Source organism: Paenibacillus lycopersici, assembly GCF_010119935.1.
In the GTDB taxonomy this organism is placed as follows: domain Bacteria; phylum Bacillota; class Bacilli; order Paenibacillales; family Paenibacillaceae; genus Paenibacillus_Z; species Paenibacillus_Z lycopersici.
In genome coordinates this window covers 5737588-5750819 of sequence record NZ_CP048209.1, presented here as the reverse complement: position 1 = coordinate 5750819, position 13232 = coordinate 5737588, and the positions used below count along the sequence as shown (strand labels likewise).

Annotated in this window: 16 protein-coding genes; 15 read left to right on the top strand and 1 reads right to left on the bottom strand. The window is 59.2% G+C overall.

Annotated features, from left to right (window positions below; genetic code table 11):
• The first annotated feature begins 1 nt into the window (after position 1).
• The 4 genes from GXP70_RS25315 (at position 2) to GXP70_RS25300 (ending at position 3153) form a co-directional block, all read left to right on the top strand.
• A complete protein-coding gene (locus tag GXP70_RS25315) occupies positions 2-1036 on the top strand; it encodes a FecCD family ABC transporter permease (protein ID WP_162359374.1) in 1035 nt (344 codons plus the stop codon).
• Complete coding sequence (locus GXP70_RS25310) at positions 1033-1851, top strand: ABC transporter ATP-binding protein (RefSeq protein ID WP_162359373.1); 819 nt, start codon at positions 1033-1035, stop codon at positions 1849-1851. Before GXP70_RS25315 ends, GXP70_RS25310 begins: the two co-directional genes overlap by 4 nt.
• A 33-nt stretch (positions 1852-1884) precedes the next feature.
• Positions 1885-2385 (top strand): antibiotic biosynthesis monooxygenase, encoded by a 501-nt coding sequence (locus tag GXP70_RS25305; RefSeq protein ID WP_162359372.1) that lies wholly within the window; start codon positions 1885-1887, stop codon positions 2383-2385.
• Positions 2386-2571: 186 nt separating this feature from the next.
• A complete protein-coding gene (locus GXP70_RS25300) occupies positions 2572-3153 on the top strand; it encodes a hypothetical protein (protein WP_162359371.1) in 582 nt (193 codons plus the stop codon).
• Between the two features lie 309 nt (positions 3154-3462).
• On the opposite strand, the gene GXP70_RS25295 is transcribed toward GXP70_RS25300, so the two are convergent.
• Positions 3463-3957, bottom strand: a complete 495-nt coding sequence (locus tag GXP70_RS25295) for a DinB family protein (protein ID WP_162359370.1) — start codon at positions 3955-3957, stop codon at positions 3463-3465.
• A gap of 255 nt (positions 3958-4212) precedes the next feature.
• Between GXP70_RS25295 and GXP70_RS25290 the strand changes: the two genes are divergently transcribed.
• From GXP70_RS25290 to GXP70_RS25240, 11 genes are all read left to right on the top strand, one after another.
• Complete coding sequence (locus GXP70_RS25290) at positions 4213-4860, top strand: DapH/DapD/GlmU-related protein (RefSeq protein ID WP_162359369.1); 648 nt, start codon at positions 4213-4215, stop codon at positions 4858-4860.
• A 233-nt stretch (positions 4861-5093) separates the two neighbouring features.
• Complete coding sequence (locus GXP70_RS25285) at positions 5094-5831, top strand: GntR family transcriptional regulator (protein WP_162359368.1); 738 nt, start codon at positions 5094-5096, stop codon at positions 5829-5831.
• Between the two features lie 28 nt (positions 5832-5859).
• Positions 5860-6828, top strand: a complete 969-nt coding sequence (locus GXP70_RS25280; RefSeq protein WP_162359367.1) for a phosphate/phosphite/phosphonate ABC transporter substrate-binding protein — start codon at positions 5860-5862, stop codon at positions 6826-6828.
• Positions 6829-6840: 12 nt separating this feature from the next.
• A complete protein-coding gene (gene phnC / locus GXP70_RS25275; protein WP_162359366.1) occupies positions 6841-7599 on the top strand; it encodes a phosphonate ABC transporter ATP-binding protein in 759 nt (252 codons plus the stop codon).
• Between the two features lie 6 nt (positions 7600-7605).
• Positions 7606-8394 carry a phosphonate ABC transporter, permease protein PhnE gene (phnE, locus tag GXP70_RS25270; RefSeq protein ID WP_404822289.1) on the top strand — a complete coding sequence of 263 codons (789 nt, stop codon included), beginning with the start codon at positions 7606-7608 and terminating at the stop codon, positions 8392-8394.
• The gene (phnE, locus tag GXP70_RS25265) at positions 8391-9242 is read left to right on the top strand and encodes a phosphonate ABC transporter, permease protein PhnE (protein WP_162359364.1); all 852 of its coding nucleotides are present in this window, start codon (positions 8391-8393) and stop codon (positions 9240-9242) included. Before phnE (GXP70_RS25270) ends, phnE (GXP70_RS25265) begins: the two co-directional genes overlap by 4 nt.
• 12 nt (positions 9243-9254) lie before the next feature.
• Positions 9255-9698, top strand: coding sequence for a phosphonate C-P lyase system protein PhnG (gene phnG, locus GXP70_RS25260; RefSeq protein ID WP_162359363.1), 444 nt, complete (start codon positions 9255-9257; stop codon positions 9696-9698).
• Positions 9682-10302 carry a phosphonate C-P lyase system protein PhnH gene (gene phnH, locus GXP70_RS25255; RefSeq protein WP_162359362.1) on the top strand — a complete coding sequence of 207 codons (621 nt, stop codon included), beginning with the start codon at positions 9682-9684 and terminating at the stop codon, positions 10300-10302. The genes phnG and phnH overlap by 17 nt, the downstream gene beginning before the upstream one ends.
• Before the next feature lie 4 nt (positions 10303-10306).
• Positions 10307-11449 (top strand): carbon-phosphorus lyase complex subunit PhnI, encoded by a 1143-nt coding sequence (locus GXP70_RS25250; RefSeq protein WP_162359361.1) that lies wholly within the window; start codon positions 10307-10309, stop codon positions 11447-11449.
• Positions 11446-12303 (top strand): alpha-D-ribose 1-methylphosphonate 5-phosphate C-P-lyase PhnJ, encoded by an 858-nt coding sequence (locus tag GXP70_RS25245; protein ID WP_162359360.1) that lies wholly within the window; start codon positions 11446-11448, stop codon positions 12301-12303. The genes GXP70_RS25250 and GXP70_RS25245 overlap by 4 nt, the downstream gene beginning before the upstream one ends.
• The gene (locus tag GXP70_RS25240; RefSeq protein WP_162359359.1) at positions 12304-13209 is read left to right on the top strand and encodes an ATP-binding cassette domain-containing protein; all 906 of its coding nucleotides are present in this window, start codon (positions 12304-12306) and stop codon (positions 13207-13209) included. It abuts the gene before it with no gap.
• The last annotated feature ends 23 nt before the right edge of the window (positions 13210-13232 follow it).

Below are 13232 nucleotides of genomic sequence, written 5' to 3'. Positions count from 1 at the left end.
AATGTCTTCTACACTAGCAACGGGCAGGGAGCGCGCGCAGCAAGCCGCGCTCTCCCGCACGGCCCGCAGAAGCGCCGTGCTGATCATCAGCCTGGTACTGCTGCTGGCCGCCGCGCTCGTGGGTCTGATGTCCGGCGCCATCCCGATTCCGGCGCGGGAAGTTTGGACTTCGCTGCTGCACAACTCCGATTCGGAAGCGCGCCAGATCGTATGGAATTTGCGGCTTCCCCGCGTATTGACCGGCCTGCTGGCAGGCGTCTGTCTGGCTGTGGCCGGTGCGTTCCTGCAAGGCGTATTCCGTAATCCGCTTGCCGATCCCGGCATTATCGGCGTGTCGTCCGGCGGCGGTCTGGCCGCGGTCGTCATTATGATCCTGTTCCCGGAGCATATCGCGTATCTGCCGATTTCCGCGTTTCTGGGCGCTTTGGCGGCGGCGACCGTCGTCTACGTCCTGGCTTGGAAAGGCGGCGCTTCGCCGCTGCGGCTCGTGCTTGCCGGCGTTGCCGTCAACTCGCTGCTCGGCGCGGCGATGACCGCGCTCATGATTCTGAACAGCGAGAAAGTGCAGGCCGTTCTTCCTTGGATGTCGGGCAGCCTGAACGGACGAAGCTGGCCGCATTTCGATACGCTGCTTCCGTACACCGTCATCGGCATGATCGGGTCCGTATTTCTGATCAAGACGGCGAACCTGCTCGTGCTCGGCGACGATGCCGCCAAGCTTCTCGGCAGCCGCGTCGAAATCGGCAGGCTGCTCATTATTCTGCTCTCGACCTTCCTCGCCGGCGCGGCGATCAGCATCGTGGGCATGGTAGGCTTCGTCGGACTTGTCGTTCCGCACATCGTCAGGCTGCTTGTCGGCAACGATTACCGGATTTTCCTGCCGATCTCCGCGATCGGCGGCGGGGCGCTCGTCATTGCGGCGGACACGGCTGCGCGCAGCTGGTTCGACCCGATCGAGTTTCCCGTGGGCATTCTGCTCGCGCTGCTCGGCGCGCCGTTCTTTCTCTATTTGCTGCGAAGGGGGGCTAGACGATGACGACGAAGACGCCGGCGTTGGCGGCTTCCGGCCTGAAATACGGCTACGGACGCGAATCGGCCATCGTGAACGGATTCGACCTGAGCGTGGCGCCCGGCGAATGGCTGGGCATTGTCGGGCCGAACGGCTCGGGCAAGTCGACCGTGCTGCGCATGCTGGCCAGGCTCGTATCGCCGCAGGGCGGCAAGGTCGAGATGGACGGCAGGGACATGGCCGGGATGGATACGAAATCGATCGCCCGGCATATGACGATGCTGACGCAATCGCAGGAGCAGGTGCAGGACATCACGGTGCGCGAGCTTGTGCGCCGGGGACGCAATCCGCATTTGAAATGGTACGAGGAATGCAGGGGCAAGCACGAAGAGGTCGTCGATTGGGCGCTGCGGGTGACGAGCCTGCAGACGCTTCAGCACCGGCCGCTGCAGGAACTGTCCGGCGGCGAGCGGCAGCGGGCGTGGCTGGCGATGTGCATGGCGCAGACGCCGAAGCTGCTGCTGCTCGACGAGCCGACGACGTATCTCGATATCGCGCATCAGCTGGAATTGATGGAGCTGATCCAGCAGCTGAACCGCGAGCAGGGGATCACCGTCATCATGGTGCTGCACGACTTGAACCAGGCCGCCCGCTATTGCGACCGCATCGTGGCGATGAAGCAAGGCGCGATCGTGCGGGAAGGACGGCCTGCCGACCTGTTCAAGGCGGATTTCTTCCGCGAGGTGTTCGGCATCGAGGCGAAGATATACAATGACGACGGCGTGCCGGTCTATATGCCTTGCGGCATTGCAAGGCATGAGGCGAAGGCCGAGACGGCATAATAGTTGTCGAGAGCGAAGGAAGGAGCAAGCGGCATGATTATTGTAGAGAACCGTTTCGAGATTAGGGCGGGCGCGGCGGATGCGGTCGTGGATCGTTTCCGTTCGCCGAAGAGCGTGCACACCTTCCCGGGCTTCGTCCGCATGGAAGTGCTGCATGCCGTTCTTTCGGACGAAACGGAGGAAGTGCGGATCTGTACGGCTTGGGAGAGCGAGGAAGCGTTCAATGCGTGGACGAACAGCGACGCGTTCCGTCAGGCGCATACCCGCCGCGGCGAAGCGGCCGGCGGAGCTGCCCGCGCGGAAGAGCAATTCCCGCAGCAGGAGCAGCACGCGCAGGCCCATGCCGCGCCGGCGCAAGGTCACGGCGCCCAAGCAAGCGGGGCGGAACATGCTGCCCATGGCAGCAGTCAGGGCGGCCATGCATCCAGCGGCGCCCCGGCGAACAGCCCGGTCATCAGCAGCAAAGTCACGACGTACAACGTCGTCGTCTCGCATTTGCCGGCCGAGGCCGCCGCTGCGGAAGCCGGCACCTGAGAAGGGCCGTACTTCCGGAAATGAAGAACCCGGCCGGATGCTCCGGCATTCCGGCTGTTATCAGGACAAGCAAAGAACCCTCCGAATCGCGGACGACGCGAATCTGGAGGGTTTTTTGCTTGTAGCTTGCTACCTGGCTGCTGAAAAAGCTGCCGCTTGGGCAACTTTTTAAGCCAGAGACCGGCAATGCCGCCGAAAAAGTTGCCGCCGGGGCAACTTTTCAAGCCGGAGACCGGCAATTACGCCGAAAAAGCTGCCGCCGGGGCAACTTTTCAAGCCGGAGACCGGCAATTACGCCGAAAAAGTTGCCGGCGGGGCAACTTTTTAAGCCGGAGACCGGCAATGCCGCCGAAAAAGTTGCCGCTTGGGCAACTTTTCAAGCCGGAGACCGGCAATTACGCCGAAAAAGCTGCCGCTTGGGCAACTTTTCAAGCCGGAGACCGGCAATGCCGCCGAAAAAGCTGCCGCCGGGGCAACTTTTCAAGCCGGAGACCGGCAATGCCGCCGAAAAAGTTGCCGCCGGGGCAACTTTTCAAGCCGGAGACCGGCAATGCCGCCGAAAAAGTTGCCGTTTGGGCAACTTTTCAAGCCGGAGACCGGCAATTACGCCGAAAAAGCTGCCGCCGGGGCAACTTTTCAAGCCGGAGACCGGCAGTTATGCCGAAAAAGTTGCCGCTTGGGCAACTTTTTAAGCCAGAGACCGGCAATGCCGCCGAAAAAGTTGCCGCCGGGGCAACTTTTCAAGCCGGGGACCGGCAATTACGCTGAAAAAGCTGCCGCTTGGGCAACTTTTCAAGCCGGAGACCGGCAATGCCGCTGAAAAAGCTGCCGCTTGGGCAACTTTTCAAGCCGGAGACCGGCAGTTATGCCGAAAAAGTTGCCGCTTGGGCAACTTTTCAAGCAGAGGTCTTTACAAATTACCGCGAATACTCCTTGCAGCGCCTTAGCTTTGCCCTTGCAGCGCCTAGCTTTGCCCTTGCAGCGCCTAGCTTTGCCCTTGCAGCGCCTAGCTTTGCCCTTGCAACGCCTTTGCTGCGCCAAGCAGCGCCCCCTAGCTCCCCGCCTTCGCCCCTGCCTCTACGCCTCCGTAAGCGCCTCCAATTCCGCCTTCTGCCGGAGATGGTGGCGGAAATGCATGCCGATCAAGTCGAACCATTCCCGCGCGTTCAGCCAGCCGAAGCCGTCGTGGCGCACCTTCATGTTCGGATGAACGGCGGCGAGCCGCGGCTCCCATGCGCGCATGTCGCGATCGACCCTGTCGAGTCCGGCGAGCAGCTCATCCTTGCTCAAGGCGTTGCTCGGCGTGAATTCCGGCGTATCCGGCAGCTTGATGCGGATCGGCGGAAACCCACCGCGCCGGAACACGCCTTCGCCGGCTTCCGTTTTGCCGGAGGGCTGTTCTTCCGTCGCCTGCGCGCAGACGGCGACATGGCCCAGATATTCCAAGGCCACCTCGATCAAGTGGTCATGAAGCTGACCCAGCGACCAGCCGCCGGGCTTGGCGATGCGTACCAGCCTGTCCGGCGCATAGCGCTCCAGATCCGCGCGGAACGCTTCGATGAAATCGTACATCGTGAACGCCTCCTTTCTATATGGAAGATAAGGGCTAATTGTCTAGTGCCATCATAGCAGATCCAGCATGCCGAGCGGAACGGGCATATCGTCTTACCCTCATATCGTCTTACCCTCATATCGTCTCATCCATCCGCGATGATGCGGACCGCCGCGTTCTTTCACGACCGTTACATGAACTTCAAAATACCTTAACCCCAGCTACATATCGACAAGATAAGCTTGAACAAGAACGTTAAGAAGGGAGAGACAAGCATGGCATTAACATACGTCCATCAAGAAACGAAGCGCCGCGGACGCTTGACCCGGGAGCCGAACATCGACGAAACGGCGGTCGTACAGCACAGCCGCCTGGGCGAATGGACGGCCGTCGGCGCAAGAAGCCGCATCCTGGAAAGCACCATGGACGACTACGGCTACTGCGTGGACGAGGCGATCATCCATTACGCTCAAATCGGGAAGTTCTGCAATATCGCTTCGCATGTCTGCATCAATCCGGGCAATCATCCCATGTGGCGCGTCACCCTGCATCACGCGACTTATCGCCGGGTGTCCTACGGCTTCGCCGAGACGGACGACGCGGAGTTCTTCGACTGGCGGCGCTCGCATCCGGTAACGATCGGCCACGACGTCTGGATCGGACACGGGGCGACGATCATGCCCGGCGTCACGATCGGCAACGGCGCGGTCGTGGGGGCCGGCGCGGTCGTGACGAAGGACGTGCCGCCGTACTGCATCGTCGCGGGAGTACCGGCGAAGCCGATCCGCGAGCGTTTTCCGAAGGAGACGGCGGAGCGGCTCGAGCGCATCGCCTGGTGGGACTGGACGAGGGAGCAGCTGGAGGAACGTTTTGCCGACTTCTACGATTTGGATCGATTTATTGCCAAGTATGATGCGACCTAGGCCGATCGGACAGCGGGAACGAACGCCATCTGCTTGCGGCCGTTCATTGGCGGCCGGATACCTTCGGCACTCCGCGCAGCTTCTTGCGCGAAGTGCGAAGGCGCATGATGGCTGTCAGCCTCGGTCGCCGTTATGAACATAAATAAATGTGTATTTAATATTTCGATGACATTCTTCTGTTGTTGACAAGTTACGTTTAGGTCGGCCGAAATTTGAAGAGAAGAGGTGGTCAGTTGAGAACGGGACATTCTGTCGATGCGGATATACCGGTATATCAAACCATCGCCAATATCCTGCATGGTGAAATCGAGCAGCAGGTCTACCGTCCGGGCGATCGCATTCCATCGGAGCAGCAGCTGTGCCGACGCTTCAAAGTCAACCGCTACACGCTGCGGCAATCGCTTGATCTGCTGGTGCAAATCGGGTTGATTCGATCGCATCAAGGCAAAGGCTATTACGTCTGCGGGAAGCCGCTCGATATCGAATACACGATATCGCCGGTCACCCGAATTTCCGACCTCATCCGCAAGCTGGGGAGACGACCGGGCGCGGAGCTGATCCGTCAGGAGATCGTCGTCCCGCCTTCGGATGTCGCGGAAGTGTTGGCGCTGTCTCCGGGCCGGCAAGTCTATCGCCTGGAAATCTTGCGAACGGCAGACGATGTCCCCTTATCGTTCAATGTCACGTGGCTGCCCGCGGATATTTTCCCCGGCTTGCTGGAGCACACCGAACTGTTTCATTCGCTCTACGGGATCTTGCAGCAGGAGTACGGGATTCAGCTGACGCGAATCGGATCTACATTCCGCATCGCCTATCCCATGCTGCAGGAAGCGCAATTGTTGAACATCCAGCCGAGTACGAATCTGCTTCAGATCGACAGCGTCATGCGGGACGAAGCGAATCGGCGTCTCGAGTATACGTCGGCGAAGTATCGTGGAGATTTGTGCAAAATATCCATCAGTCTCGAATAAGCAGCGCATATGAGTGGAGGAGATTTTCTTGCTGAATATCCGTAAAAAAAGTCAAACGGCTCTCATGCTTCTATCTATTGCATCCATCGTGGCCTTGTCCGCGTGCGGCGAGAAAACGAATACGGCAGCAAGCAATGCCGGCGCTTCGGACAATGCGGGCAGTTCGAATGCCGCGGCGGCGGCGGACGATCACAAGGATTGGCCGAAAGAACTGAATTTCGGGTTCATTCCGAGCGAGACGGACGGCAAGCAGAACGACCCGAGGGCGACGCTCGCGAAGGATATGTCGGCAGCGCTCGGCATGAAAGTCAACCTGTACGAAGGCGAAGACTACACGGCTGTCGTCGAGGCCATGCGCACGAAGAAGATCGACGTCGCGCTCTTTGGACCGTTCGCCTACATCATCGCCCATGAGCGCAGCGGCGCCGAAGCCTTCGCGGCAAGCGCGAAGAGCGAGGATACCAAATTCTATCACAGCCTGATCGTCGTGCCTGCCGACTCCCCGGCGAAGACGCTCGCCGATCTGAAGGGCAAGACGATGCTGTTCGCCGATCCGGCTTCCACGTCCGGGCATTTGTTCCCGGAAATGATGTTCGGCAAACAGTTCAGCTTGAAAGGTCCGGATATCGACAAGTACTTCTCGAACGTTTCGTATTCCGGCGGTCATGACAAATCGATTATCGCGATTTCCAAAGGACAAGCCGACGCGGCCGGCGTCTGCGATACCTGCATTCAGAAGATCGTGGATAAAGGGTTGGTCAAGACGACCGATTATCGCGTCATCGGGACGTCCGATCCCATTCCGAGCTCCCCTTATGCTTATCGCAACGATCTTCCCGCCGATCTGGTAGATGCGATCAAGAACTTCATTCTGAATTACACCAACGATACCTATTTGCAGGGCAATCACATGTTCCCGATCGGCGACGGCGACTTCCAGGTCGTTCGGGATACGGCCGATACGCTGCAAATGAGCCCGGACCAATTATTGAAGTAAAGGGTTGAGATCATGGCTGCGATTCTGCAAATTGACAAGCTTAGCAAACAGTATGCCGACGGAACGGCGGCGCTCCACGACGTTACCTTCTCTCTTGAACCCGGCGAGTTCGTCGCCGTCATCGGACCGAGCGGCGCGGGGAAGAGCACCTTGCTTCGCTGCATCAATCGGCTAGTCGAGCCGACCGAGGGCAGCGTGCTGTTCGACGACATTCACTCCGACAAGGCTAACCGCCGCCAGGTGCAGCAGCTGCGACGCCAGGTAGGCATGATCTTCCAAGGCTACAATCTCGTTGAACGGGTCAGCGTGCTCCACAATGTACTGCACGGCCGGCTCGGTTATATGGATCCGATTCGCGGCGCGCTCGGTTTGTTCTCGAACCATGACAAACAGGAAGCGAAAGCGTTACTGGTACGCTTGGGGCTCGAGCAGCAAATCTACAAGCGGGCCGACGAATTAAGCGGCGGCCAGCAGCAGCGGGTCGGCATCGCGCGGGCGCTCTGCCAGAAGCCGAAGCTGATGCTCGCGGACGAACCGATCGCCAGTCTCGATCCGCTCACTTCCAAAGTGATTATGGATTATCTGTACCGTATCTGTCGTGAAGACGGCATCGCATGCATGGTCAATCTGCATCAGGTGGACGTGGCCAAATCCTATGCGACGCGAATCATCGGAATGCACAAAGGCAAGATCGTATTCAACGGCCGGCCGGACGAGCTGACGGACGAAGCGATCGCTCATATCTACGGCGGAAGTCCAGTGAAGGAGTAGATGGCAGTGGAGGCTCAATTGCAGAGGATTCGCCGGCAAAAGCGGGTGCAGACGTTGACGCTCGTCGCTCTCATCGTCGCGCTGGTCGTATGGTCGGCTGTGGAGACGCAGTTCAGCGTCATGTCCTTGTTCGGCGGATTTCGCGAGAGTATCAAGCTGGTCTTCGGCGATTTTCTGCCGCCGAAGCCCGAAGCCCTGTCGAGCTTGATCGAACCGGCGCTTGATACCATCTATATGAGTGTCGTCGGCATGGTGGTCGGATCGATCATCGCGGCCGTACTTTCTTTCTTCGCGGCATCGACGACGACGCCTCACCGTTCCCTGCTCATCGCCGCCCGCGGCCTTGCATCCGTGCTGCGCAATATTCCGGCGTTGATCTGGGCGTTGGTGCTCGCCTACGCATACGGCTTGGGTACGCTGGTCGGCACCTTGGCGCTTGTGATCTTCTCCGTCGGGACGTTGACGCGTTCCTTCGCGGAAGTGCTGGAAGAGATCGACCAAGGTCAGGTCGAAGCGGTCAGGGCGACCGGTGCGAACTACATCAAGGTGCTGAGTCAAGCGGTCATCCCGCAGTTCCTGCCGGGCTTCGTCGCATGGTCCATGTACAAGCTGGAAATTAACATTCGGGCATCCACGATCGTCGGCATGGTCGGCGGCGGGGGGCTGGGCTTTTACATTCAGAACGGTCTGAAGCTATTCCAATTCAAGAACGTCAGCATGGCGATCCTCGTGATGCTCGTCCTGATCCTCGTGACGGAGTTTTTCACGAATAAAATTAGGGAGAAAGTCATATGAACCCAGAATTGGCAACAGAATCAGCAAACGACGGTCGTTATGACCGGGAGATGAAGCTTCATGTCGTCGAACCGACCGGTCCAATGAAACCGAGGAGGGACCCCTGGCTTGTCGGCGCTGCCTGGTTCTTCCCTCTATTCTTCCTGTTCAGCCTCTGGCAGCTGAACTTCGATTACGGCCAATTGGCGCATGGAACCGGGGATATGTTCAAACTGATCGCCAAGATGTTCCCGCCGAATCCGGCGGATTGGCGGATCGTGCTCAGAGCCGCGCTGCAATCGCTGCAGGTGGCGCTGGTCGGCACGGCGATCGGGATTATCGTGGCTTTCGTCTTCGGCTTCCTTGCGGCGGTCAATTTGTTCCCGCGGCTCGGCATGGTCGTCAAGAACGCTGCCGCGCTGCTGCGGACGATTCCGACCTTGGTGTGGGCGCTAATCTTCATCGTCGCTGTCGGGATGGGACCCGTTCCCGGGATTATGGCGATCACGGTCCATGCCAGCAGCGGTCTGATCAAGATGTTCTCCCAGTCGATCGAAGAAGTGGACGAGGGCGTTCACGAGGCGCTGAAGGCGACGGGCGCAGGCAAGCTGCAGATCATTTTCCAAGGCTTCCTGCCTTGCGTAACGACGTACTTCATCTCGTGGAGCGTCTATCGGCTGGAGATCGATATCGGCGAATCGGCGATTCTGGGCGTAGTCGGCGCGGGCGGTATCGGCTATCAATTCTCCAACAACATGAGATCCTTCCTGCTGCCGGAGACGTGCTTCGTCGGACTGGTCCTGTTCGTCATGGTATTCTCGGTCGAGATGTTGAGCAATTGGTATAAGAATCGCATGAAACTGAAGTAGGAGGCAAGGCAGATGTTCAATTCAGCTCAAGTTACCAAAATCCTGATCGAGAGCGGCGGCGAGCTGCTGGCCCGGTTCGCGTCGGAGATCGAACGGCAGTATGAAGTGAAGGTGGTTCGCGCCCCCGAGAGAAGTCTGGTGATGTCGCAATCCCGCGATTCCGTCTCGCATCAGCCGTTCTATCTGGGCGAGATTCTCGTGACGGAATGCACGCTGGAGCTCAATCACGCGTATGGTTACGGCATCCTGATGGGGGAGCACGACGATAAGGCTTACCAGCTGGCAATTGTCGACGCGGCGCTTCGCAGCCAAGCGCCGGAGACGGCCGCGTGGGAGCGGCCGCTCCGGGAAGCCGAACAGGCGATCGCCGAACGCAGACGGACCGAGCAGCGCAGGGTGAGCCGGACCAAAGTGAACTTCGATACGATGGGAGAATACAATGAGCGCAATCGATAACCCTTTTTCCATTGTCCATGATACGCAGACGATCTACCGGCTGCTGCTTAATCTGATGTCTCGTCCGGGCGAGGTCGGCCAAGCCGTCTCTTCCGCGAGCAAGATCGGCGTGCTGCCGGGCGCGGGCGATATGGCGCTGGCTCTCGCGTTCACGCTGCTCGACAGCGAGGTCGGCTATTGCGTCGATATCGACAGCCTGCCCGAGCTGGCCGCGAATATCCGGCTGCGCACGCTGTCCCGTCCCGTGTCCGCCGAATCGGCCGACTATATCTTCGCTGACGGAGCCTGCGCTCCCGGCGAATGGGCGAGCAGGCTCCGCAAGGGAACGCTCAGCGAGCCGGAGACGGGAGCGACCGTCATTCTGCAGATCGATTCGCTGGAACCTGGCTTGGCCGTCGCACAGGCGGATGCTCTAACGCTGACGCTTGCAGGACCGGGCATCCGGGATGCTGCGCATCTGCAGGTTGGCGGCCTCGACCGCCGCTGGCTGACGGCGCGCGACGGCTGGAATGAAGAATACCCGACGGGCGTGGACATGATTCTCTTCACGGCAGGCGGCCAGTTAGCGGCGCTGCCGCGCACGACCCAAGTTAAAGGAGTGTAACGGCATGGCATATGTTGCGGTATCAGGCGGTAGAGAGGCGATCGAGAATGCCGTCGATCTGGTTCGTTATTATCGGCTCGGCCAATCGGAGGGCTCGATCTCCCTGGATCATATCGAGAAGCAGCTTCGTCTGCTGATCGACAAGCTGATGGGCGAAGGCGGCCTGTATGCGCCGGCTTACGCGGCGCTGGCATTGAAGCAGGCGGAGGGCGATCCCTTCGAAGCGGGATTCCTGCTGCGCGCGTTCCGTTCCACGCTGCAGCGCAATCATGTCTCGGAGATGATCGACACGAGTCAAATGCGGGTGATCCGCCGCATCTCTTCTTCATTTCGCGATATTCCGGGCGGTCAATTGCTCGGTCCGACGTACGATTATACGCATCGTCTGCTGAACTTTGCGCTTCGGCAAGAGGACGACGGCAGCGTGCGGGAGTTCATCCGGCATTTCCTCCATGAAGGCGAGGCCGTGGAAGCGGCCGAGGACGACGCGGCGGAGGAAATCCCGAGCGTTCTTCCGAAGGTAGCCGAATTGCTCCGCGAGCAAGGTCTGATGAAGAAGAAAACGGATGTGGCCGAACAGCCTCCTTACGATATAACGAGACAGAAGATCGTCTTCCCGATGCCGCGGTCGGCGCGTCTTCAGATGCTGGCGCGCGGCGAGACGGGCGCGATGACGGCGATCGCTTACAGCAGCATGCGCGGCTATGGGGCCGTGCACCCGAACATCGGCGAATTGAGAGTCGGCTATGTCGACGTGCACATCCGCCATCCGTATGCGCAGGAGGGAGAGGAAGCTTCGCTCTACATCGGCGAGCTGCTCGTCACGGAAGTCGAAGCGATCAACTCGTTCAAGACCGACCCCGAGACCGGAGAGATCCAGTTCGTCATGGGATATGGGCTGTGCTTCGGACAGAACGAAGTGAAAGGCATCGCGATGGCGATTCTGGAGCGCAGCTTGGAGATTCCCGGCACTGCGCCGGCGCAGGACGAGGAGTTCGTGCTGCTGCATATCGATAGCGTCGAATCGTCCGGCTTCGTCTCCCATTTGAAGCTGCCCCATTATATTACATTCTCGTCATCGCTGGATCGGATCCGACAAGTCCGCCGCCATTCGGCAGAGAAGAAAGAGCAGGAGGAACTGCTATGAGTTTGAACCTGGCGCAGCACTCGCATTATAACTTTGCTTTTCTCGATGAAGGCTCGAAGCGCGAGATTCGCCGCAAGACGCTGAAGGCCGTGGCGATTCCGGGCTATCAGGTGCCTTTCGCTTCCCGCGAGCTGCCGATCGGACGCGGCTGGGGCACGGGCGGCCTTCAATTGACGCTCTCCGTCATCGGTCCGTCCGATACCGTCAAGGTTATCGACCAAGGCAGCGACGACAGCGTCAACGCGGTAAGTATCCGCAAGCTGATCGAGGATACCAGCAGCATCGCGACCACGGAAGTTACGCAAGAAGCGACCGTCATTCAATCGCGGCACCGGATTCCGGAAGAGAAGCTGACGCGCGATCAGATCATGATTTTGCAAGTGCCGCAGCCGGAGCCGCTTCGTCAAGTCGAGCGGAGCGAGCGCGTCACGAAGCGCATGCATGCCGAGATGGATTACAGCCCGATGTGGCTGACGCTGTACGAGGGCGTCGTTCAGTATGGCGACATTACGCTCGGAGCGGATTATCCGGTGATGGTCAAGGACCGTCACATCATGAAGCCGACGCCGATCCCTCGTTGGGATAATCCGAAGATCCACATGGCGGACAATCTGACGCTGTTCGGGGCCGGCCGGGAGAAGAAGATCTACGCCGTGCCGCCGTATACGAGCGTTGAGTCGCTCCAATTCGAGGATTATCGCTTCAAGGTGGAATCGTTCCAGGGATTGAAATGCCGTTTCTGCGGCAGCGCCGACTCGTATTTGGATGAAATCACGGATGATCGCGGCCAGACACTACATCAATGCTCCGATACGGCTTATTGCCGGAAGCGGGCGGAAGGCGGGATGAGCTAGATGAACGTAAACGAGCCCAAACAAGGGAATGCTCTCTTGTCCGAGACGCCGCTGCTTCAGGTCGACAACTTGGTCAAACGGTTCGGCAAGGGCTGCTCCTATTGCCAGCAGATCGAGAACCTTCAAGGCGACGAAGAGAGCGATATCGAATCCGCGCGTCCGCAGAATCAATGTCCGGTATGCGGCAGCGTGCTCGGCTGCGCGGGAATCAGCTTCGAGCTGTACCCCGGCGAAATTCTCGGGGTCGTCGGCGAGAGCGGCTCCGGCAAGAGTACGATGGTACGCAGTTTGTATTTCGACGATGAAGTGACGTCCGGCAGCATGACGCTCGCCGGTTATCGGGACGGACAGGTCAATCTGTTCGAAGCGTCCTCGCAGCAGAAGCGCTATATCCGCAATCATCTGATGGGCATGGTGTATCAGAATCCGTATCTCGGTCTGCGCATGAATTTCTCCAGCAGCGGCAACATCGCGGAGAAGCTGTTCGCGGCCGGCAGCTTCCATGTCGGCAGCATTCGCGACAGAGCGAAGGAATTGCTGGAGCGCGTCGAGATTCCGCTGAAGCGGATGGACGAGCGTCCGAGCAATTTCAGCGGCGGCATGCAGCAGCGCGTGCAGATCTCCAAAGCGCTTGCGAATAATCCGCCCCTTCTGCTGCTTGATGAAGTGACGACGGGTCTTGATCTGTCGGTTCAGGCGAAAGTGCTTGATTTGATTCGCAGCATTCAGCAGGAGCTCGGCGTTTCCATGATCGTCGTCTCGCACGATCTCGGCGTCATCCGCATGCTGTCCGACCGCACGATGGTGCTGAAGCAAGGACGCGTGGTGGAGACCGGGCTGACCGATCAAATATTGGAGGACCCGCAGCATCCGTATACGCAGCTGCTGGTACACTCCCTGCTTTAATTCGGATCGCTGCCTTGAATTGC

Bases quoted from the DNA above. Each gene is read 5' to 3' on its own strand.
- GXP70_RS25290 (WP_162359369.1), top strand. From the start codon at position 4,213: ATGGCATTAACATACGTCCATCAAGAAACGAAGCGCCGCGGACGCTTG.
- phnC (WP_162359366.1), top strand. From the start codon at position 6,841: ATGGCTGCGATTCTGCAAATTGACAAGCTTAGCAAACAGTATGCCGAC.
- GXP70_RS25305 (WP_162359372.1), top strand. From the start codon at position 1,885: ATGATTATTGTAGAGAACCGTTTCGAGATTAGGGCGGGCGCGGCGGAT.
- GXP70_RS25300 (WP_162359371.1), top strand. From the start codon at position 2,572: ATGCCGCCGAAAAAGTTGCCGCCGGGGCAACTTTTCAAGCCGGAGACC.
- phnE (WP_162359364.1), top strand. From the start codon at position 8,391: ATGAACCCAGAATTGGCAACAGAATCAGCAAACGACGGTCGTTATGAC.
- phnG (WP_162359363.1), top strand. From the start codon at position 9,255: ATGTTCAATTCAGCTCAAGTTACCAAAATCCTGATCGAGAGCGGCGGC.
- phnH (WP_162359362.1), top strand. From the start codon at position 9,682: ATGAGCGCAATCGATAACCCTTTTTCCATTGTCCATGATACGCAGACG.
- GXP70_RS25310 (WP_162359373.1), top strand. From the start codon at position 1,033: ATGACGACGAAGACGCCGGCGTTGGCGGCTTCCGGCCTGAAATACGGC.
- GXP70_RS25245 (WP_162359360.1), top strand. From the start codon at position 11,446: ATGAGTTTGAACCTGGCGCAGCACTCGCATTATAACTTTGCTTTTCTC.
- GXP70_RS25240 (WP_162359359.1), top strand. From the start codon at position 12,304: ATGAACGTAAACGAGCCCAAACAAGGGAATGCTCTCTTGTCCGAGACG.
- GXP70_RS25250 (WP_162359361.1), top strand. From the start codon at position 10,307: ATGGCATATGTTGCGGTATCAGGCGGTAGAGAGGCGATCGAGAATGCC.
- GXP70_RS25315 (WP_162359374.1), top strand. From the start codon at position 2: ATGTCTTCTACACTAGCAACGGGCAGGGAGCGCGCGCAGCAAGCCGCG.
- GXP70_RS25295 (WP_162359370.1), bottom strand. From the start codon at position 3,957: ATGTACGATTTCATCGAAGCGTTCCGCGCGGATCTGGAGCGCTATGCG.